The following is a 22,088-nucleotide window of genomic DNA, read 5'->3' on the forward strand; positions in this document are numbered from 1 at the left end:
ATGGCTGAAATTGATTACAATGAAAAAATTGATGGCAACCTTATAGATACAAATAAAAATGGATAGTGCATTTATAATAGAAAAAAGTGTTGTTATATTAGTTGTATTTGCTCTAACAATGCTAATGGCGATGTATTCCACTTGGGCAGAACGCAAAGTAGCCGCATTTTTGCAAGACAGAGTTGGTCCAAATCGTGCAGGTTGGGGCGGATTATTGCAACCACTTGCTGATGGATTAAAATTATTTTCTAAAGAAGAATTTATTCCAAGCACTCCTAATAAATTTTTATTTATAGTTGGACCAGCCATTGCAATGAGTACGGCTTTAATGACTAGCGCCGTAATTCCTTGGGGAGACAAAATACATCTTTTTGGCCGAGATATTCAATTGCAAGCGACAGATATTGATGTGGCCTTATTGTATATTTTCGGAGTAATTTCCGTTGGCGTTTATGGAATTATGATTGGTGGCTGGGCTTCAAACAATAAATTCTCATTAATGGGAGCTGTTCGCGCAGCTTCGCAAATGGTTTCTTATGAAGTAGCCATGGGATTGTCCATGATTGCTTTGTTGATGATGACAGGAACGTTGAGTTTAAAAGAAATATCAGTACAACAAGCCGGAATGAATTGGAATGTTTTTTACCAACCTGTTTCGTTTCTGATATTCTTGATTTGCGCATTTGCAGAAACCAATAGAACACCTTTTGACTTAGCGGAATGCGAAAGCGAATTAGTAGGTGGTTATCATACGGAATATTCTTCCATGAAAATGGGATTCTATTTGTTTGCTGAATATGCGAATATGTTTATTTCGTCTGCTATTTTAGCTATTTTATTTTTTGGCGGATACAATTATCCTGGAATGCAATGGATGGTCGAAAATATTGGTGTAAACGCAGCAAACCTTTTAGGATTTGCAGCTTTGTTTATTAAAATTTGTGGATTTATATTTTTCTATATGTGGATTCGTTGGACGATTCCTCGTTTTAGATACGATCAATTGATGCATTTGGGTTGGAGAATTTTAATTCCTTTGGCGATTGTGAATATTATGGTTACAGGGGTTTGTTTGTTATATTTTAAATAAATTAAATTTGAAGTCGCAAGTTACGACTTCAAAGAAGAAGTGGTCACAAATTGTTACCTCCTCGTAAAAAAATAAAAAGTTAAAGGTGTCGCATTTTGCGACACCTTGTAAAAGAAATTAAAAATGAGCAACATTATTATTCCAAATGAAATAATAACTAATAAAATTTATTTTATTAGAGGTCAAAAAGTAATGTTGGATATAGATTTGGCAACACTTTATAGTGTAGAAACCAAACAACTCAAAAGACAGGTTCGTAGAAATATAGAAAGGTTTCCTGAAGATTTTATGTTTGAACTTACTAAAATTGAAAATGAAATCTTAAGGAGCCAAATTGGCACCTTAAAACAGGGAGCGCATTCAAAGTATTTCCCAATTGTATTTACAGAACAAGGTATTGCCATGCTATCAAGTGTTTTAAACAGTCCATTGGCAATTAAGGTTAATATTCAAATTATTCGTGTTTTTACTAAAATAAGAGAAGCACTTTCAGAGAATTTAACTGTAAAACTAGATATTGAAGAAATTAAAAAGAAGCTTAAAAATCACGATAAAAACATCGAATTGGTATTTTCTTATCTGGATGAATTAATGGAAAAACAAGATAATAAAGTAGAAAGAAATAAAATAGGTTATAAAAAATAGGAATTATACTGGAATGCCCTAGCCCTGATAGCAGTGGAAATCCTGTTATTGCGATTGAAAAATCTTGACGAGATTGCTTCGTTCCTCGCAATGACAGATTGAAACGGATAGCAGGAATAGCTACAAATAAAAAATTAAGAATTTGATTTTTGTTTTTTGAAATAAATCTAAAATCTAAAGTCTAAAATCTAAAATTAAAATGTCAATAGAAACAATATCATTATCGGGCAGAAAAAAGTTGGTTTCCAATAAGGAAATGACTTTTTGGGAAAACCTTTATCTTGTGGCGATTGTAAAAGGTTTGCTAATTACAATCAAGCACTTTTTTAGAAAAAAAGTAACCATTCATTATCCTGAACAAGTGCGTGAAATGAGTCCTGTGTATCGTGGACAACACATGCTAAAACGAGACGAGCAAGGGCGTGAAAATTGTACGGCTTGCGGGCTTTGTGCTTTGTCTTGCCCTGCGGAAGCCATTACGATGAAGGCGGAAGAACGCAAACCAAACGAAAAACATTTGTACAGAGAAGAAAAATATGCTTCAATTTATGAAATAAATATGTTGCGTTGTATTTTTTGTGGTTTGTGCGAAGAGGCTTGCCCGAAAGACGCAATTTACCTAACTACTTCGAAAGTTTTGGTACCTTCAAGCTACGAACGTGAAGATTTTATTTTCGGAAAAGACAAGCTGGTTATGCCTTTGGATATTGCAATGAAAAATGCACAACTTAAAAACGCTAACTAAATGAGTACATTATTAATTATATTTTACTTTTTGTCGGCCATTACTTTGGCGACTGCTTTTTTAACAATTATTAGCAAAAATCCAATTCATAGTGCCATTTATTTAGTAATTTGCTTTTTTTCTATTGCGGGACATTATTTACTATTTAATGCACAATTTTTGGCCATTGTACATATTATAGTATATTCTGGAGCCATTATGGTTTTGTTTTTATTCACAATTATGTTGATGAACTTGAATGAAGAAGGCGAACCTCATAAAAAATTAGCAACAAAATTGGCTGCAGCCATTTCATTTGGATTGATCTGCTTTGTCATGCTTGCTGTTTTTATTAAATCGATGCCAATTATTGATTCATATCAAACTAGTGGACAAGATTTTCAATCGATTAAAGTTTTAGGAAAAGTATTGTTGAACGAATACATGGTTCCATTTGAATTTGCATCGGTTTTATTGCTAGTTGCCATGATTGGAACGGTATTATTGTCTAAAAAAGAAAAATCAATTCAATAAAATGAATAATATATTACAAGTAATTGGAATTGAAAACTACATTTTTTTAAGTGTAATTTTATTTTGTATCGGAGTTTTCGGGGTTTTGTATCGTCGAAATGCCATTATCATGTTTATGTCTATAGAAATTATGTTGAATGCCGTGAATTTGTTGTTTGTAGCTTTCTCAACTTACCATCAAGATGCACAAGGACAAGTTTTTGTATTCTTTTCGATGGCTGTTGCGGCAGCAGAAGTAGCTGTAGGATTGGCGATATTGGTATCAATATTCAGAAACTTGAGTTCTATTGATATAGATAATTTAAAAAATTTAAAAGGATAATTACTAATGGAAAAAAATATAGCTTTAGTATTATTGTTAACTCCTTTTTTAGGATTTTTATTCAATGTTTTCTTCGGAAAAAAATCAGGAAAATCAATTTCAGGAATTATTGGAACGTTGTCAGTTGTGGTATCTTTTGTAGCAACAATTTACTTCTTTCTTCAAATTCAATCAAATCCAAAACCAATTCAAATTGATTTATTTCAATGGATTTCATTGGAAAATTTCAATGTGAATTTTTCGTTTTTATTGGATCAATTGTCAATTATCTGGTTGCTGTTTGTAACAGGAATTGGTTCGTTGATTCACTTGTATTCCATTTCGTATATGCACGATGATGATAATATGCACAAATTTTTTGCGTATTTGAATTTGTTCGTGTTTTTTATGATTACCCTCGTTATGGGAAGTAATCTTTTGGTTATGTTCATAGGTTGGGAAGGCGTTGGTTTGTGTTCTTATTTATTGATAGGTTTTTGGTACAAAAATCAAGAATATAATGATGCTGCCAAGAAAGCATTCATTATGAACAGAATAGGTGATTTAGGTTTGTTGATTGGGATTTTTATTTTGGGATATGTTTTTAAAAGTCTAGACTATGTTGAAATCTATAATGGTATAACTAAATTTAATTTAGCAGATAAAAACCCTCAATTGTTGGCATTAGCAGCTTTTTGCCTATTCATTGGCGCTTGCGGAAAATCGGCACAAATTCCATTATACACTTGGTTGCCCGATGCAATGGCTGGACCAACACCAGTTTCAGCATTAATTCATGCAGCCACAATGGTTACGGCAGGAATTTTTATGGTAACTAGAATGCACTTTTTATTTGATGTAGCTCCAGATGTACAATTGATTATGGCAATTGTGGGAACAGTTACCGCAATTGTTGCCGCATCGATAGGATTGGTTCAAAACGATATTAAAAAGGTGCTCGCCTACTCTACCGTTTCTCAACTTGGATTAATGTTTTTGGCATTAGGATTAGGTGCTTATGAAGTAGCAGTTTTCCACGTAATCACACATGCATTTTTTAAAGCCTGTTTGTTTCTAGGTTCTGGATCAGTAATTCATGCACTACATGGCGAGCAAGATATGCGAAACATGGGTGGATTGAAAAAATATATGCCAATTACCTTTTGGACAATGATGATTTCCACATTAGCTATTTCTGGAATATTTCCATTTGCAGGATTTTGGTCTAAAGACGAAATTTTGTTAACTGCTTTCAACGGAAATATTATTTTATGGATTATAGGTTCTATTGCTTCAATTATGACCGCTTTTTATATGTTTAGATTGATGTATTTAACGTTCTTTAAAGAATTTAGAGGAACTGATGAACAAAAACACCATTTACACGAAAGTCCAAGTTTGATTACCATTCCATTAATTATTTTGGCCATTTTAGCTGCCATTGGCGGATTGATAAGCTTGCCAGGAAATAGTTGGTTGAATCATTATTTAGCACCGTTGTTTACAAAGCATGAAGCGCATCATTTGGATCAAACCGCTTATATATTGATGGGAATTGCCACAGTTGGTGCCTTAATTGGAATTGGAATAGCATACTTTAAGTATATTAAAAATTCAGAAATTCCTTCTGAAGATGATGGAATTAAAGGAATTACAAAAGTTTTATACCACAAATATTATGTTGATGAAGCATACGATGCAATGATTGTAAATCCATTATATAAATTATCACATTTCTTTAGAAAATATACTGAAACTGCACTTTCTGGATTTGTTTTTGGTTTAGGAAAAGTAACAAACGCTATAGGAAATCAAGGGAAATTGATTCAAAACGGAAATATTGGATTGTACCTTTTTGCTTTCGTTTTAGGAGTTTCATCGATTTTAATTTATTTATTTTTAGTTTAATAATTATACTAATGAACGTATCTTTTATACTCATCCTCTTATTATTTGGGACTTTAGCCACTTATTTTTCTGGAGATAAATTTGCTAAAACTGTTGCTTTGCTATTCAGTTTGGCTTCATTTGTTGGCTCAATATTTATTTTGAACCAATACAATACAGGAATAAATTCCGATTTCATTGCCAATTGGATCACCAATCCAAATATATTTATTGCCTTGAAAGTAGATGGATTGTCACTCGCTATGTTACTTTTGACAACTGCATTGACATCGACTATTATATTTTCATCTTTTGGAAACCAATATAAAAACAGTAAAAATTTCTACGCTTTAGTATTGTTTATGTCATTTTCAATGATAGGAACATTTTTGAGCGCCGATGCATTTTTATACTATATTTTCTGGGAATTGGCATTGGTTCCAATTTATTTTATAGCTTTAATTTGGGGCAATGGAGATGCAGATGAACGCAAAAATGCTATAATAAAATTCTTTATTTACACTTTAGCAGGATCTTTATTTATGCTGGTGGCTTTCATTTATTTATTCCAAAAAGCTGGAAGCTTAATGATTGGTGATTTATACGCCATTCAATTAACGGAACAAGAACAATTTTGGATATTCTTAGCGTTATTTTTAGCTTATGCCATTAAAATTCCAATTATTCCTTTTCACACATGGCAGGTCAATGTGTATCAAAAATCACCAACTGTAGGTACAATGTTGCTTTCTGGAATTATGCTAAAAATGGGATTATACAGCATTTTGCGTTGGCAATTGCCAATAGCGCCATTGGCTGCAAAAATGTATATGCCTATTTTAATTGGATTAAGTGTTGCTGGTGTAGTTTATGGTTCTATAATAGCTTTAAAACAAAGAAATATTAAAAAATTGTTAGCTTATTCTTCACTGGGTCATGTTGGTTTAATTGCGGCTGGAGCCTATTCTCTTTCAATAGATGGATTGCGTGGTGCGGTTTTACAAATGATTGCTCATGGATTTGTAGTGGTTGGATTATTTTTTGCTGCCGAGGTAATAGAAAGACGTTTCAATACACAAGAAATTTCAGAAATGGGTGGTATTCGAATTCAAGACTCAAAATTCACATCCATGTTTATGATTATTATGTTGGCATCAGTTGCTTTGCCATTAACATTTAACTTTGTTGGAGAATTTACTTTGCTTTACAGTTTATATAATGTGAATATTTTGTTTTCTATTATTGCTGGAACAACCATTATATTAGGAGCGGTTTATATGCTGAAAATGTTTCAACATGTAATGTTGGGCGAAGCAAATTCAAAAGTTTTTAAATCTATTTCTATAAATGAAACTATAGTGTTTGTAATCATAATTGGAGTTTTGTTGTTTTTTGGAATATATCCAAAACCAATAAATGATTTGATAACGCCTTCACTAATGGAAATTATATCAAAAATTAATAAGGTTTAGTAGTATTTAAATAACAAAACAATAAAAGCAAAAAACAATATATAAATTTAGTATTTGGGATTTAGGAATTTTAAAATCCTAAATCCCAAATCCTAAATCCCAAATTAAAAAAAATGAACACACTTATAGCCATATCAGGATTAGGAATTTTAATATTACTAGCAGAAATATTTAATGCTAGAAAAGCAATTGTTCCCATTACAATAATTGGTTTACTTGCAATTTTAGGCTTCAATATCTCTCAATACAATCAATTTGGTTCCTATTTTAATAATATGATGGTTGTTGATAAATTTTCGGTGGCTTTTTCAAGTTTATTTATTGTAATTACTGTTTTTTTAGTTGCTTTAAGTCATGATTTTTATAAAGACCATGCCACAAAAATATCCGATTATGTTGCTATAAAAGTGTTCCTTTTGGCTGGTGCTGTGGCAATGGTATCCTTTGGAAATTTGTCCATGTTTTTTCTAGGAATTGAAGTTTTATCCATTGCATTATACATTTTGGCAGCCAGCAACCGTTTAAATTTAAGAAGCAACGAAGCTGGAATGAAATATTTCCTAATGGGATCCTTTGCTTCGGGAATTATCCTTTTTGGTATTTGTTTGATATATGGAGCCACGGGGAGTTTTGACTTGAATGTTATTTACCAAATTACACATACACAAAGCTATCCGCAATGGTATTTTATAGGAGTTGTCTTCTTGGTTATTGGGATGTTGTTTAAAATAGCAACTGTTCCTTTCCATTTTTGGGCTCCAGATGTTTACGAAGGTGCTCCAGCGTTAACAACTGCTACCATGAGTACTTTGGCAAAAGTGGTGGCCATGGCAGCTTTATTCAAATTGGTTAGCGCACTTATGCCAGTTCAAAACTATTCATTTCAAATAATTATTGTTTGTGTGGCTATTGCTTCGATGGTATTCGGAAATATTATGGCTTTGCGTCAAAACAATGTGAAACGTATGTTTGCATTTTCAGGAGTTTCTCATGCAGGTTTTATGGTAATGACACTTTTACTGGCCAACAATGCTGCAAGTACTTTATTATATTATGCAATGGCCTATTCAGTTTCAGGAATAGCCTTTTTCGCAGTAGTTTTGTATGTAACCAAAGACAAAGAAAATGAAACTATTGATAGTTTTAATGGTTTTGGGAAAACACATCCTTTGTTAGCAGGAATCTTAACAGCGTCTTTATTGTCTATGGCTGGAATTCCTATTTTATCTGGTTTTTTTGCTAAATTCTTTTTATTAAATCAACTGGTTCAAACGGGTTGGATGGTTTTGGTTATTGTGGCTATTATAAGTTCTATTATAAGTGTTGGGTATTATTTCAAGATTATTTTGGCCATGTATACCAAACAAAATGAATTTGATTTACCAAAAGTTCCTACCATATATCAAATTGTTGCAGTTTTGGCTATGATTTTAAATATTGCATTGGGATTGTTTCCTAATTTTGTACTGGATTTATTGAATTAATATCATTTTACATTCTAAACATATTTGGGTTCTAAAAAAATTATCCATTACTAAAGTGTTTGGCTCAACTTAACTGTTTTTATTTCCAATTATATTAAAACACAAATAAATTCGTTTTGTATTATATTTGTACATGAATTTAATTTATTAGAATGAAAAATACTTTCCTTAAATCAATATTAATTTTATCCACCCTTTTTGGATATTCTCAAAGCAGTCAACTTTGGAAAGGCTATTTTTCATACAATAATATTCAAGATGTTTCTGAATCAGTAAACAATGTTTATGCAGCTTCAGAAAATGCCTATTTTAAGAAAAATCTAAATACAAACGAAATTTCGACCACCTCTACAGTTGAAGGTCTATCTGGTCAAACCATCACTCAAATTTATCATAGCGAAATTTATAAAAAAACATTTATTGGACACGTAGATGGTTTAATTATTATAGTAAATGATGCCGATGGAGCCGTTTTAAACGTTGTTGATATTATAAACAAACAATCTGTTCCTCCAAATAAGAAGAAAATTAACCATTTTATGGAATATAATGGAAAAATTTACATAGCAACAGATTTTGGTATATCGTTATATGATTTAAATATTTCAGCTTTTGGCGATACCTATTTTATTGGTTCTGGTGGTTCAAATATCGAAATTCTTCAAACTACTCTTTTTAATGGTTTTATTTATGCAGTGGCAAAAGGCTATGGAATATTAACCGCAAATATTGCCAATACCAATTTAATCGATTTCAATCAGTGGATAATATTTGCATCTGGAAGTTGGGTAAGTGTTGAAAAAACGGCAATTGAACTTTCCGCAATTAATGCATCAAATGTATTGTATAAATTTGTTGGCAATACACCAACTATAGTAACATCATTACCACAAACATATTTAGATCATAGATACAATAATGGAAATTTAATAGTTACTACTCCAAATTATGTCATTATTTATGATGATAATATAACTGAAACTTTAAGGATTAATAATACTTCAGATTTGACGACGACCTTTACTTCTGGAACCAAAATTGGGAATACCATTTATATTGGAACTAAAGAAAAAGGCTTGATTTCAAGTTCAATTTCAAATCCTAGTGTTTTTATAAATAGCACTCCAAATGGACCTGAAAAGAATAAAATCTTCTCTATTAAAACCTTTTCAACGGGAATTTGGGCAGTATATGGTGATTATAGTGATGAATACAATCCCTACAATCCCATTTTATCAAATAGACCAATAAGCAAATATGATGGTGCACAAAAAGCTTGGATAACATTTCCTTATACTAGTTTATTTGATGCAAAATCAATCAGTCGTATTTTAGTAAATCCAAACAATGAAAATCAAGTTTTTTTTAGTTCTTACTATTCTGGGTTATTAAAGTTTGAAAATAGTACCCCGTCAGCAATATTCAACACATCAAATAGTTCATTACAAGGAATCGTTGGTCAAGCTGCTCCAGATATCCGTGTCAATGGTGCTGCTTTTGATAAAGAAGGAAATATTTGGATGACCAATTCTTTGGTTTCCAAAAGCCTACACGTTTTAAAAAATAATGGGCAGTGGCAGGGATATACAATTTCGGCAATACCAAATCCACTAATAAACAGCTATGGAAGAATAGCTATTGATAAAAATGGCACAAAATGGATTGGTACATATAGAACAGGTTTGATTGCTTTTAACGAAAAGTACAACAATAAATCATTAGAGATTGACGATGTAAGTGGCAATCTTCCTTCTTCAGATGTCCGAGCAGTTGCTGTTGACAATAAAAATAAACTCTGGATAGGTACCGATTCTGGGCTAAGAATTTTACAAAATGTAGACTCTTTTATAACTCAAAATTCCCTCACCACAAACTCAATTATTATTCTGGAAGGCGATTTGGCTCAAGAACTTTTGTTTCAACAATCTATTACAGATATTGTGGTCGATGGTGCAAATAACAAATGGATAGGAACAAATTCGGCAGGCGTTTTTTATATATCCTCTGATGGTCAAGAAACATTCAATATTTTCACCAAAGAAAATTCACCTTTACCAAGCAATGTTATTAACGATATTGATATTAATGAAGTTACTGGTGAAGTCTTTATAGCAACAGAAAACGGGATGGTTTCTTTTAAAGGAACGGCAACCAAAGGTGCGGAAAATTTATCAAATGTAGTTGTATACCCAAATCCAGTTAGACCTGAATATCAAGGTTTCATAGCTGTAACTGGTTTGATGAATAAATGTAATGTAAAAATTGCCGACATAGAAGGGAATTTGGTTCACGAAGCAATATCTGAAGGCGGAACTATACTCTGGGACACAAAAGCATTTGGAAAATATAATGTAGCATCTGGCGTTTACATGGTTTTTGTTTCCTCAGATGATGGAACCGAAACAAAAGTCAAAAAAGTCATGATCGTGAGATAATGTTAGTCAAAACAAAGGCAATAGTCATATCTTCCGTAAAATACCAAGAAAAAAGTTTGATTGTAAGATGCTACACTTTATCAGATGGATTAAAATCGTATTTCGTACAGAATCCATTTTCAAACAGAAAATCAAATCAAAAGATAGCCTATTTTCAACCCTTGACTTTACTGGAAATTGAAGGTGTTCATAAAAACAAAGGAACACTTGAATATTTTAAGGAAATTAAACTGTCAACTTCTTTTAAATCCATAAATACCAATATATTTAAAAGTTCGATTGCCCTATTTTTGGCAGAAATATTGCAAAATTGTATTCATGAACAAGAACAAGACGAGAACCTTTTCAATTATGTTGAAACAGCTTTAATTTGGCTCGATAATCACGACGAGATTGCCAATTTTCATATCATTTTTTTATTAGAAATAACCAAATATCTAGGTTTCTATCCAGATATTTCAGAAATAAATCTGCCTTTTTTTGATTTATCAGAAGGAATTTTTACAGCCCATCAAGGCATTAATTCCTTAAGCGAGCAAGAAACAAGTGTTTTCAAAAAACTTCTATTGCTAAAATTTGAAGATAATCAGAAGAATATATTGTTAATTGAACGTCAATTATTATTAAAAATAGTATTAAATTACTACTTTTCTCATATTCAAGGATTTAAAATGCCGAAATCTTTAGAAATTTTAACAGAAATACATCACTAATATTAGTGATATTGTAAAATTAAAATCAATGATTTTTTTAGTAAAAAACCTTTAAAAGGGTTTTTAATCGATAAATGTTGCGCCTTGTCGAAAATATAAAAATCCCTATAATTCAAGTGTTTAAAAGCTTTTATTAATTCATTAATTTTGTTTTTATTCAAACAAATTAAAAATGATAGAGGACTACACAAAATTTTATAAATATATTATACTGCTTTTTTTATCATTAATTGTAAATAGTACTTACGGTCAAAATAATATTACAGATCAACATTTTCAATATTTTAATAATCAGACTAGTATTTTTGAAGAAAACCTGAGTTACAACCCCACTTCAAAACAAAATGAATCAGTAAAATCTTCGATTTTGACTTCGTTGGTTAAAGTAACAAGTGCCTCAAATATCATAATTAATGGCTCAACCACTACAAACTCGACAAATAATACAGATTTTGGTTTATACGACGTAAATTCTGGTTCAAAATATAGAACGTACACCATTACAAACGAAGGTTCGACCAACTTAATTCTAGGTGCGGTTCCAATATCATTTGTTGCAGGTTCAAGTACAACTTTTAATATTTACAACCAACCTACGGCAAACGCAATAATCGTTCCCAATGCTTCTGTAACATTCACTATTGGATTTGACCCAACATCAATTATAACAACTAATGCAACTGTTTCAATAGCTAGCAACGACTCCAATAATAATCCATTTACATTTCTCATAGAAGGAGAAGGCGCCGAAATTTATCCAGATACAGATGGAGATGGCATATCCAATAATTTGGATTTAGACGATGATAATGATGGAATCTCAGATACTTACGAACAGTTAAATTGCCTCGCAAGTAGTGGCGCAACTGTGGTTGAAACAGTCTTTTTAAATGAAACTTTTGGCTCTGGAATTAACAGAGTGAGAATAAATGGAACAACTCCTGGCGTTACTACAAATTATTGTTTTGAAGATGGAACTCCAGCCCAAGCCATTGATGAATGCAATACAAATATAAATCTTCAGGATGGAAAGTATACTGTGCATTATTCAGTTACAGACGGCGATGGTATACCAAATGAGATTTCAAATACTGGTCCAGATACTGCTAGTTGGGCAGATTCACGTTGGTACAAAGGTTTGGATCACACCATTAATGATACAAATGGAAGAATGGCTATTTTTAATGCAGCCTATACTCCTGGCATTTTTTATGAAACTGTTGTAAACGGCGTTTTGCCCAATGTTGCTATTAATTATAGTTTTTCCGCCATAAATATTGACAATGCAGATGCAAGATTCAATCCATCAGAATTGCCAAGAGTTTTGCCAAATATTACGGTAAAATTTTTAACTACAGACAATTTAACAGTGCTTGGGACTTTTAATACTGGCGATTTAACAAGATGTTCGGCTAGTGGAAATACATGCGAATTATCAGAATGGAAAGATTTTTTAACCACATTGACTTTTAACCAAAGTGAATTTATTATTCAATTTTCAAATAATGCACCAGGTGGAGCAGGAAATGATTTGGCCATTGATGATATTAAAATTACACAAACTTTCTGTGATGTTGATGCCGATGATGTAGCTGATATTTTGGATTTGGATAATGATAATGATGGCATACCAAATATTGTTGAAGCAAAAATGATATCAAATTCAGATTTAGACCAAGATGCCACAACAAGTAGTTCCGGCTGGATAGATGCAAATAATAATGGTTGGAGCGATAATTTTGAAACCGCTACACCTGTTGATTCTGATGGCGATGGCGTGAAAGATTATGTAGATTTGGATTCCGACAACGATTCCCTTTTTGATGTTGTAGAATATGATAATAAAGGAGATGTTGATGTAAATGGGGATGGACATGGCGATGGGAACGATTTAAAAAACAACATTGATAACGATGATTTTGATGGAGATGGCATTTTAGGAATTAACGACACCAACGACACTGATAATGATGCCAATGACCACGGAGATGCGGGTTACAACAACCCTTTAGATTCGGATTTAGATGGTATTCCAAACTATTTGGATGTATACAACAACACAACGCTTAAATTTGACATTGCAGATAGTATAAATGCTGTTTTCGATACCAATAATAATGGTATTATTGATGGTCTTGGTGATGCTGAAAAAGATGGAATATTAGATTCATTTGATAGTAATGATGCAGTAATTGGTTCTCCAAGAGATTACAATGGCAAATATTCATTATATTTTGATGGTAGAAATGATTACATTGAAAATTCTGGAAATATTGTTTTGAGCTTGCCTCAAGCTACTTTAATGGGATGGATTAAATTAGACACCAATTTTTCAAACGATGGTGTTGTTGTAGGTCAAGATAATTTCCTAATCAAAATAAATAATCAGCAAAAAGCTGTCGTTCAAGTAAACGGAATGACATTAGCCCTAGCCGGACCATTAAATACACTACCAAAAAACAAATGGATTCATGTTGCAGCGGTTTTTGATGGACCAAATAATTCTCAAACTATTAGGTTATATGTAAACGGAGAGCTAAAAAGTTCTCAAAGTTCATCATCAAATATCCAAACAAGTGCCAATAGTCTATTTAGAATTGGAAGAAGTCCTTTACCAAATGGAACAGATTATTTTAATGGTGAAATTGATGAAGTTCGAGTTTTCAATGCAGCATTGACAGACGAACAAGTTCAGAAAATAGTGTATCAAGAGTTTAAAGATTCCGACTTTTCAAAAGGTGATATTATTCCGTTAAACATTCCATCATTTTCCTCCAGTAGCTTGATCAAATATTATAAAATGGACACTTACAAAGACGATATAGTTGATGATAAAGTCACACCATCAATCGATCAATTAACAGGTGCAAAATTATACAATATTAAAAATATTTATTCTCAAACCGCACCAATGCCTTTTGAGACTGTTGCCAATGGATTGTGGACAGATGTGAATATTTGGAAATATGGAAGTGTTTGGGATATAAACGATATTTCATCCAACAAACCATGGAATATTGTTCATTTGAAACACAATGTCTCTACAACTTCAAATCATGAAAATTTAGGTTTGATTATTGATTCTGGAAAAGAATTTGTTTTAAATGGAGATTTACTACTAACCAATAATTGGTATTTAAAGTTAAATGGTAAAATAGATTTACAAGGAAAATCGCAATTAATACAAACCATGACCAGTCAACTTGAACCAACAAGTTCAGGTTTCATTGAGCGTGATCAAAAAGGCGTTAAAAATTTGTATAATTATAATTATTGGTCATCACCAGTAAGCACTATAAATACAATTAATAATAACAATGGTTATACCGTTGCAAAAATTTTAAAAGATGGTACAAATCCGTCGAATGTTCAAAATATAAATTGGATTTCAGGATATGATGGTATGACTACAACGCCATTATCTATAGCAAATTATTGGATTTATAAATTTCAAAACATTACAAATTTATATTCGAACTGGACACAAATTGGTTCAAATGGATTGTTGCTTTCTGGTCAAGGATTTACAATGAAAGGTAGCGGTAATAATTTATTAGGAGCAACTCAAAATTATACCTTTGTAGGCAAGCCAAACAATGGAACCATAATAAATCTTGTTGATGCAGGAAACGTCAACCTATCTGGAAATCCATATCCATCAGCATTGGATTCGCAAGAATTTATAAAAGACAATATCGACGGTCCAGGGGCGAATGTTGGAAGTTCACAATCTATAAAAGGAACTTTGTATTTTTGGCAACATGCAAACGAGAACAATTCGCACTATTTAGCAAATTATAAAGGCGGTTATGCCACCTTAAATCTTATAGGAGGTATTCCGCCAATGACAGTATCTGCTGGAACTAATGGATTGGGAAGTAGCAGTAGAATCCCGAATCGATTTATTCCAGTAGGTCAAGGTTTCTTTGTTTCGGGCGATGCATCAGGAGGAAATTTAACCTTCAAAAATAGTCAAAGAGGTTTCCGTCTGGAAACAGACAATGTAGCAAACAATGGTTCGAATGAAATTTTTAAATCATCCGATAAAACAGCTTTACCAACTGAAGCTAATACATTTAAAAGAATTCGCCTGATTTTTAATTCTGTTGATAATTATAAAAGACAAATTTTACTTGGTTTCATGGATGACAAAGCCACTGATGGTATAGACCCTGGTTACGATTCCAAGAGTATCGACAGTAATAATCCAAGTGATGCTTATTTTGTAAATGGAATAGACAAACTTATTATTCAAGGTGTTGACCATTTTAAAGAGTCCAAAATTTATCCTATTGGATTAAAATCAAATCTGTCAGGAAACATTGCATTTAAAATAGAAAGTTTAGAAAATTTTGACCAAAATCAACAAGTTTTTATTTTTGATGCAGAGACAAATCAATACCATAATATTACCAATTCATCATTCGAAACCAATATAGTTTCAGGAATTCATGACAACAGATTTTCATTGCGTTTCCAAGATCCAGCTTTGAGCAAATCAAATTTTGAAGTGTCTACAGAATTTAATATTTTTTATGATACTAACGAAAACGTACTAAATGTTGTTAATAATTCCAACAGCAATGAAGTAAAATCGATAGTATTGTTTAACATATTGGGGCAAGAAATTGTAGTAATTGCTATTAAAAACCAAAAACAAATTCAATTCCCACTATCAAATATAAGCACCGGGACTTATATTGTAAAAGTAAAAACTACAAATGGCGATTTTACAAAGAAAATAATAGTTGAATAATGGGTTTGGAAGGAAATCTAAAGTAAAATTTTAAAATATAAAAATAGTCCAATTTTGTTGGGTTATTTTTTTAAAACTAAATAGTGTAACTTTTAGACAAACTTTAACTTACAAATATATTTCGAATAGTCAAAAAAAGAGTAAATCTTGAGAATGCCAAGGGTTTATAATCCAAACTGCATGTTATTAAATAAACACAACAGAACAATAAATATGAATTCTGAAGTATTATTCTGCTGGTTTCTTTTCTACAGGTTTGATGTCAAAGATTCGATTTCTATTCACTTATCGCATCCCAACCTCTGGCTTTCAACGCAATTTTAGTATTCGCACGTGTTACCAAATGAATCCCTTCGCTTTCTTGTGTCATATGTCCAATAATTGTGAAATTGGGATTGCCTTTTATTTTGTCAAAATCTTCCATGGCAATGGTAAATAGCAATTCGTAATCTTCGCCACCATTGATGGCAACGGTTGTAGCATCAATATTAAATTCTTCGCAAACATTCATAAATTGTGGATCTAGGGGTAATTTGTCTTCATACAAGTTGCAACCTACTTTGGATTGTTTGCACAAATGCATAATTTCAGACGATAATCCGTCGGAAATATCAATCATTGAAGTTGGTTTTATTTCGAGAGCGTGCAACAAAGTGCGAACATCTTTTCGGGCTTCCGGCTTTAGTTGGCGTTCTATTAAATAAGTATAAGCATCCAAATCTGGTTGCGAATTCGGATTCACCTGAAATACTTGTTTCTCGCGTTCCAAAACTTGCAATCCCATATGCGCCGCACCAAGATCGCCAGTTACCACTAATAAATCAGTTTGTTTGGCGCCATTTCTATATACAATTTCAGCTTCATCAGCTTCGCCAATGGCAGTAATAGAAATGATCAATCCTTTTTGTGATGAGGTCGTGTCGCCACCAATAACATCTACTTTATATTCATTGGCAGCCAAATTAATTCCTGCAAATAATTCTTCCAAAGCTTCCAAAGGAAAACGATTGGAAACTGCCACCGAAACGGTAATGTGTGTGGCTTTGGCATTCATCGCACAAATATCAGAAACATTAACAACAACCGCTTTATAACCCAAATGTTTCAAAGGCATGTAGGCCAGATCAAAATGAACACCTTCAATTAACAAATCGGTTGAAACAACTACTTTTTTAGCTGCAAAATCCAAAACAGCAGCATCGTCACCAATACCTTTTAAAGTGGAAGGTTGAGAAATTTCAAATTGTTTGGTTAAATGGTCTATCAAACCAAATTCACCTAGTTGTGCTATACTTGTGCGTTGGGGAGTTTTATCTTCTATCATCTTGCAAAGGTACGAATGATTTTTCTTTGCCACAAAAGTGATTCTACAGGAAGATTTTAAAGCTTAATTTTGATTAAATTTATACTCTGAATTTAAATTCCAAAAATGAAAACTTTCGATATTGTAACACTCACTATAAATCCGTCGGTTGATAAATCTGCAAATTTCAATGGTTTGATTGCAGAACAAAAAATACGTTGCGAATCGCCACAATATGATGCTGGAGGTGGCGGAATTAACGTTTCCAAAGCCATTGCCCGATTGGGTGGACAATCGTTGTGTGTTTTTACAGCTGGTGGTTCTACAGGAGAAAGATTGGAAAAACTAATTCAACAAGAAAATATTGAATACAAAACCATTCCAACTAAAAATTGGACAAGAGAAAATTTTACAGGATTTGATACTGTTTCTAAATTGCAATACCGATTTAATTTTCCAGGAACTGCTTTGTCAAAAACCGAAATGGAAGAAATACTCAAATTTATTAAGAATTTAAAAACCAAATATTTAGTCATAAGCGGAAGCTTGAATGAAGAATTACCTACAGAATTCTATAAAAAAATAGCCGAATTAATAAAGCCAACTTCTATTAAATTAATTGTGGATACTTCGGGTGAAGCACTTTTAAAAGTATTGGAAACTGGCGTTTATTTGGTAAAACCCAACCTTGGTGAATTGGCAAAATTAATTGGTGTAGAAAAAATAAAATCCAATGAAGTGGAAACGGCAGCTAAAAAATTAATTAAAAATGGAAGTGCCGAAATTGTAGTGGTGTCGCTTGGAGCAGAAGGTGCAATTTTAGTGACAAAAGATGAAACCCATTTGGTAAAAGCGCCAAAAGTTGAAATGAAAAGCACCGTTGGAGCTGGCGATAGCATGGTTGGCGGCATGGTTTGGGCATTGTCACAAAATAAATCGTTGAAAGAAGTCATTCAATGGGGTGTTTCTTGCGGAACAGCCGCCACAATGAATGAAGGTACACAGCTTTTTAAAGTGGAAGATGTAATGAAGTTATTGGAAGGAATGTAATATTTATTGATTTTGTTTTAGCAAACTTACCAAACTTTCAATCCAATTTTTAAATCTTGGACATTTTTCTATGATATTTTCAATTCCTGAAAATTCAACGATATCGATGCCATCAATTATTTTATCATATATTTTGTTATTTGCTTTGTAAATTGCTTCTAACCTTTTAGAAGGGGCGCCTAATTCAGAACCATTAATATCTTCTATGTTTGCATATTGTTTACAAACTTCTATAATAGCTTTTTTTATTTTATCATTTTCTAATGAGAAACCTTCTTCTGGATTTGCAAACATTAAAGTCTCCATTTCATGTTTTTGAATGTATGGAATGAAATAATTGTAAAACTTAATTTTTTGGACAACATCATTAAGTTTACTTTCTAAATATTCTAATTTCTTATCAGTTTGTGACATATTCGAAGATTCTAGAAATCCAGGCAATTTAGTTTCACTATTTAACTTAAAGTAATCAATTAATGTAGTGATAAACGGTTCGTTATTATAATTGAGAACAGGTTTTATAGTATTTTCAAAATGTTTAATATTATTGAATCCATGTCCACCACCACTCATAGTTATTGTAATACCTTGAATATGAGATGTGATTCCTTTAGAATTAAAATAGGGAATTAAGATTCTATTTATAAATTCTAATTCTGTTGGACCTTCAACAATTATGTATAAGTGTTTCATGGTCTTCCACCAATTATGTTTTTATTCCAAAGCTCTCCGACGCTATAATCATTTAGCCAATCTTTAAGATTTTCATTATCTAATCTATTAAAAACAGATTGATTGTTCTCCCTGTCTACAGCAATAATTTCATTTGGCTCAAAGTTATTTACTAAATCAACTGATTGAGTTGCAATAATTATTTGATTTGCAGCAGAGGCTTTTCTGATTAAGCCAGCTAATTTATTTACCGCAAAAGGATGTAAGCCTAATTCAGGCTCATCAATTATTATTGTTTTTGGTAAATTTGGTTGTAATAATAATGTCGTTAAAGCTATGAATCTTATTGTACCATCAGAAAAATTTGAAGCATTAAAATAATTTTCAGGATGATTTTTCTCAGTCCACTCTAATAAAATTTCATTAGAATCATTTCTATTAGGTTGCAAATTGAATCTTTCAAAAAAAGGAACAACCGATTGTATTATTCTTTCAATCTTTAAAAAATTAGAATTGTGTCTTTCCTTCAAATAATAAAGAAAAGCAGCTAAATTACTTCCATTTTCTTTTAAATACACATTATCATTAACATTACATGAAGAACGTAAAGCTGAAAATTCACTTGTGTCGTGAAAATGATAAATTTTTAATGTGTTTAAATATATATTTACCCAATAACCAATTCCTTTATTATGATTTTTAAGGTTACTTTCTTTTGAATTTGTGGTAATTGGAGTTGTAGACCAACCACTACCATAATATTTAAAATCACCTTTGTTCTTGTTGAAATGTGTTAGTTCTTCTGCTATGAAAAGTTTATTATCTATTGTTGGTTGTAGCTTAAATTCATAAGCATTTGTTTCGTTAAATTCTAATATGCAATTAATATATTCGGTGTTTTTTCTTCCGAAGTATAAAAGATTATCAGCAGAATTACTCATTGAATAATTTTCTAATCTCTGATCATATATTAAATTAATTAACTTAAAAAAAGAAATAAAATTAGATTTACCAACACCATTAGCGCCTATAAGAACATTTATTGATTCTAATTTTAAATTTAACTCTTTTATAGATTTGTATCCCTCTATTTTAATTTTGTTAATCATTTTTTAGTTGCTAATGATTTCAAATTTACAAAAAAACTTGATGATATAATTATTAAAATTCAATAATGCAATTCCTTAATCATTCAACTTCAACACTGCCATAAACGCTTCCTGCGGAATTTCTACATTACCAACTTGTCTCATTCTTTTTTTACCTTTTTTCTGTTTTTCTAAAAGTTTACGTTTGCGAGAAATATCACCACCATAACATTTGGCAGTAACATCTTTACGAAGTGCTTTGATGGTTTCGCGAGAAATTACTTTTATACCAATGGCGGCCTGAATGGGAATATCAAACTGCTGGCGCGGAATTAATTCTTTCAGCTTTTCGCACATTTTTTTCCCGATATTGTATGCATTGTCAACGTGAATCAATGAAGATAAAGCATCGACAATTGTAGCATTCAATAAAATATCAACTTTAACCAAATTGGAGGTTCTTAATCCAATCGGCGAATAATCAAACGAAGCATATCCTTTTGAAACTGTTTTTAATCGGTCATAAAAGTCAAAAACAATTTCTGCCAAAGGCATATCAAAAGTCAATTCTACACGTTCAGTTGTCAAATAGGTTTGATTGGTAATCAAACCTCTTTTTTCGATACACAAACTCATTACATTTCCAACAAAATCAGATTTTGTAATAATTGTAGCTTTAATGTAAGGTTCTTCCACATGATCCAAACGACTTGGTTCTGGCAAATCTGACGGATTATTTACAATTAGAGCTGTTTCAGGATCTTTTTTGGTATAAGCCAAATACGAAACGTTGGGAACTGTAGTAATCACAGTCATATTGAACTCTCGCTCTAATCGTTCTTGGATAATTTCCATGTGCAACATTCCTAAAAATCCACATCGGAAACCAAATCCTAACGCGGCAGAACTTTCTGGTAAAAATACCAATGAAGCATCGTTCAACTGCAATTTTTCCATGGAGTTTCGCAACTCTTCATAATCTTCGGTGTCAACTGGATAAATTCCAGCAAAAACCATTGGTTTTACATCTTCAAAACCTTTAATCATATTGGTAGTCTGCGTTTTGGCATCGGTCAACGTATCACCAACTTTTACTTCTTTTGCTTCTTTAATTCCAGAAATCAAATAGCCAACATCGCCAGCAGAAATCACTTGTTTCGGAACTTGGTTTAATTTTAAAGTACCAATTTCATCCGCAAAATATTCGTTGCCAGTAGCCATAAATTTAATTTTCTGACCTTTCTTTATTTGACCATTTTTTACACGAAAAATAACTTCAATACCTCGAAACGGATTGTAATGCGAATCAAAAATCAAAGCTTGCAAAGGCTCATCAACATTTCCTTTTGGTGGTGGAATTTTTTCAATAATGGCTGCCAAAATATTTTCAACTCCAAAACCTGTTTTTCCTGAGGCATGAATAATATCTTCCAATTTGCAACCCAATAAATCCACAATATCGTCGGAAACTTCTTCAGGATTGGCACTTGGCAAATCAACTTTATTCAAAACAGGAATAATTTCCAAATCATTATCCAAAGCCAAATACAAATTTGAAATAGTTTGAGCCTGAATACTTTGTGCTGCATCTACAATTAAAAGCGCACCTTCGCAAGCCGCAATAGATCGAGAAACTTCGTACGAGAAATCAACGTGACCTGGTGTATCAATTAAGTTCAAAATATATTCTTGGCCTTTATAAGTATATTCCATTTGAATGGCATGACTTTTTATAGTAATACCACGTTCGCGTTCCAAGTCCATATTGTCAAGCAGTTGCGCTTTTTCTTCGCGAGCAGTAACGGTTTGAGTAGCTCCCAAAAGTCTATCGGCAAGCGTACTTTTTCCGTGGTCAATATGTGCAATTATGCAAAAATTTCTAATGTGTTTCATGTATTCTAAATTGTTTTTGAAAACGGTTGGGGTTTCTAATT

Annotated in this window: 16 protein-coding genes; 12 read left to right on the forward strand and 4 right to left on the reverse strand. The window is 32.1% G+C overall.

What is annotated here, in order from left to right; translation table 11 throughout:
- Positions 1-58: 58 nt before the first annotated feature.
- From nuoH to RMN92_RS03625, 11 genes are all read left to right on the forward strand, one after another.
- On the forward strand, positions 59-1,090 hold the full coding sequence (nuoH, locus tag RMN92_RS03575) for an NADH-quinone oxidoreductase subunit NuoH (protein ID WP_309608091.1): 1,032 nt from the start codon (positions 59-61) through the stop codon (positions 1,088-1,090).
- 123 nt (positions 1,091-1,213) lie between these two features.
- On the forward strand, positions 1,214-1,735 hold the full coding sequence (locus RMN92_RS03580; RefSeq protein ID WP_309608092.1) for an ORF6N domain-containing protein: 522 nt from the start codon (positions 1,214-1,216) through the stop codon (positions 1,733-1,735).
- 199 nt (positions 1,736-1,934) lie between these two features.
- Entirely contained in the window at positions 1,935-2,480 is a 546-nt protein-coding gene (locus tag RMN92_RS03585) for an NADH-quinone oxidoreductase subunit I (RefSeq protein ID WP_309608093.1), read from the forward strand.
- A complete protein-coding gene (locus RMN92_RS03590; protein WP_309608094.1) occupies positions 2,481-2,993 on the forward strand; it encodes an NADH-quinone oxidoreductase subunit J in 513 nt (170 codons plus the stop codon). It abuts the gene before it with no gap.
- Position 2,994: 1 nt separating this feature from the next.
- The gene (gene nuoK, locus RMN92_RS03595) at positions 2,995-3,315 is read left to right on the forward strand and encodes an NADH-quinone oxidoreductase subunit NuoK (protein WP_309608095.1); all 321 of its coding nucleotides are present in this window, start codon (positions 2,995-2,997) and stop codon (positions 3,313-3,315) included.
- Between the two features lie 6 nt (positions 3,316-3,321).
- Positions 3,322-5,202 (forward strand): NADH-quinone oxidoreductase subunit L, encoded by a 1,881-nt coding sequence (nuoL, locus tag RMN92_RS03600; protein WP_309608096.1) that lies wholly within the window; start codon positions 3,322-3,324, stop codon positions 5,200-5,202.
- A gap of 11 nt (positions 5,203-5,213) precedes the next feature.
- Positions 5,214-6,653: an NADH-quinone oxidoreductase subunit M gene (locus tag RMN92_RS03605; protein ID WP_309608097.1), complete on the forward strand. Its 1,440-nt coding sequence runs from the start codon at positions 5,214-5,216 to the stop codon at positions 6,651-6,653.
- A 113-nt stretch (positions 6,654-6,766) separates the two neighbouring features.
- Positions 6,767-8,137, forward strand: coding sequence for an NADH-quinone oxidoreductase subunit N (locus RMN92_RS03610; RefSeq protein WP_309608098.1), 1,371 nt, complete (start codon positions 6,767-6,769; stop codon positions 8,135-8,137).
- Between the two features lie 152 nt (positions 8,138-8,289).
- Positions 8,290-10,572, forward strand: a complete 2,283-nt coding sequence (locus RMN92_RS03615; RefSeq protein WP_309608099.1) for a two-component regulator propeller domain-containing protein — start codon at positions 8,290-8,292, stop codon at positions 10,570-10,572.
- On the forward strand, positions 10,572-11,285 hold the full coding sequence (gene recO, locus RMN92_RS03620) for a DNA repair protein RecO (RefSeq protein WP_309608100.1): 714 nt from the start codon (positions 10,572-10,574) through the stop codon (positions 11,283-11,285). The genes RMN92_RS03615 and recO overlap by 1 nt, the downstream gene beginning before the upstream one ends.
- A gap of 172 nt (positions 11,286-11,457) precedes the next feature.
- Positions 11,458-16,041 carry a LamG-like jellyroll fold domain-containing protein gene (locus tag RMN92_RS03625; RefSeq protein WP_309608101.1) on the forward strand — a complete coding sequence of 1,528 codons (4,584 nt, stop codon included), beginning with the start codon at positions 11,458-11,460 and terminating at the stop codon, positions 16,039-16,041.
- A gap of 277 nt (positions 16,042-16,318) precedes the next feature.
- Here the strand turns inward: RMN92_RS03625 and thiL are convergent, their stop codons facing one another.
- On the reverse strand, positions 16,319-17,365 hold the full coding sequence (gene thiL / locus RMN92_RS03630; protein WP_309608102.1) for a thiamine-phosphate kinase: 1,047 nt from the start codon (positions 17,363-17,365) through the stop codon (positions 16,319-16,321).
- Between the two features lie 105 nt (positions 17,366-17,470).
- Here thiL and RMN92_RS03635 point away from each other — a divergent pair, with 105 nt between their 5' ends.
- Positions 17,471-18,394 carry a 1-phosphofructokinase family hexose kinase gene (locus RMN92_RS03635; RefSeq protein ID WP_309608103.1) on the forward strand — a complete coding sequence of 308 codons (924 nt, stop codon included), beginning with the start codon at positions 17,471-17,473 and terminating at the stop codon, positions 18,392-18,394.
- A gap of 3 nt (positions 18,395-18,397) precedes the next feature.
- Here the strand turns inward: RMN92_RS03635 and RMN92_RS03640 are convergent, their stop codons facing one another.
- From RMN92_RS03640 to lepA, 3 genes are all read right to left on the reverse strand, one after another.
- Positions 18,398-19,087 (reverse strand): DUF4276 family protein, encoded by a 690-nt coding sequence (locus tag RMN92_RS03640; RefSeq protein ID WP_309608104.1) that lies wholly within the window; start codon positions 19,085-19,087, stop codon positions 18,398-18,400.
- Positions 19,084-20,175, reverse strand: a complete 1,092-nt coding sequence (locus tag RMN92_RS03645) for an AAA family ATPase (protein ID WP_309608105.1) — start codon at positions 20,173-20,175, stop codon at positions 19,084-19,086. The genes RMN92_RS03640 and RMN92_RS03645 overlap by 4 nt, the downstream gene beginning before the upstream one ends.
- Before the next feature lie 75 nt (positions 20,176-20,250).
- Positions 20,251-22,047 carry a translation elongation factor 4 gene (lepA, locus tag RMN92_RS03650; protein ID WP_309608106.1) on the reverse strand — a complete coding sequence of 599 codons (1,797 nt, stop codon included), beginning with the start codon at positions 22,045-22,047 and terminating at the stop codon, positions 20,251-20,253.
- Between the last annotated feature and the right edge of the window lie 41 nt (positions 22,048-22,088).

The sequence above is a fragment of the Flavobacterium sp. genome (assembly GCF_031363805.1).
Classification (GTDB): domain Bacteria; phylum Bacteroidota; class Bacteroidia; order Flavobacteriales; family Flavobacteriaceae; genus Flavobacterium.

What these genes read in the sequence shown, in the direction of transcription:
- nuoK (WP_309608095.1), top strand. Translation starts at nt 2,995, where the DNA reads ATGAATAATATATTACAAGTAATTGGAATTGAAAACTACATTTTTTTA.
- RMN92_RS03625 (WP_309608101.1), top strand. Translation starts at nt 11,458, where the DNA reads ATGATAGAGGACTACACAAAATTTTATAAATATATTATACTGCTTTTT.
- RMN92_RS03635 (WP_309608103.1), top strand. Translation starts at nt 17,471, where the DNA reads ATGAAAACTTTCGATATTGTAACACTCACTATAAATCCGTCGGTTGAT.
- RMN92_RS03645 (WP_309608105.1), bottom strand. Translation starts at nt 20,175, where the DNA reads ATGATTAACAAAATTAAAATAGAGGGATACAAATCTATAAAAGAGTTA.
- RMN92_RS03590 (WP_309608094.1), top strand. Translation starts at nt 2,481, where the DNA reads ATGAGTACATTATTAATTATATTTTACTTTTTGTCGGCCATTACTTTG.
- RMN92_RS03585 (WP_309608093.1), top strand. Translation starts at nt 1,935, where the DNA reads ATGTCAATAGAAACAATATCATTATCGGGCAGAAAAAAGTTGGTTTCC.
- RMN92_RS03580 (WP_309608092.1), top strand. Translation starts at nt 1,214, where the DNA reads ATGAGCAACATTATTATTCCAAATGAAATAATAACTAATAAAATTTAT.
- nuoL (WP_309608096.1), top strand. Translation starts at nt 3,322, where the DNA reads ATGGAAAAAAATATAGCTTTAGTATTATTGTTAACTCCTTTTTTAGGA.
- nuoH (WP_309608091.1), top strand. Translation starts at nt 59, where the DNA reads ATGGATAGTGCATTTATAATAGAAAAAAGTGTTGTTATATTAGTTGTA.
- thiL (WP_309608102.1), bottom strand. Translation starts at nt 17,365, where the DNA reads ATGATAGAAGATAAAACTCCCCAACGCACAAGTATAGCACAACTAGGT.
- RMN92_RS03615 (WP_309608099.1), top strand. Translation starts at nt 8,290, where the DNA reads ATGAAAAATACTTTCCTTAAATCAATATTAATTTTATCCACCCTTTTT.
- RMN92_RS03640 (WP_309608104.1), bottom strand. Translation starts at nt 19,087, where the DNA reads ATGAAACACTTATACATAATTGTTGAAGGTCCAACAGAATTAGAATTT.
- recO (WP_309608100.1), top strand. Translation starts at nt 10,572, where the DNA reads ATGTTAGTCAAAACAAAGGCAATAGTCATATCTTCCGTAAAATACCAA.
- RMN92_RS03605 (WP_309608097.1), top strand. Translation starts at nt 5,214, where the DNA reads ATGAACGTATCTTTTATACTCATCCTCTTATTATTTGGGACTTTAGCC.
- lepA (WP_309608106.1), bottom strand. Translation starts at nt 22,047, where the DNA reads ATGAAACACATTAGAAATTTTTGCATAATTGCACATATTGACCACGGA.
- RMN92_RS03610 (WP_309608098.1), top strand. Translation starts at nt 6,767, where the DNA reads ATGAACACACTTATAGCCATATCAGGATTAGGAATTTTAATATTACTA.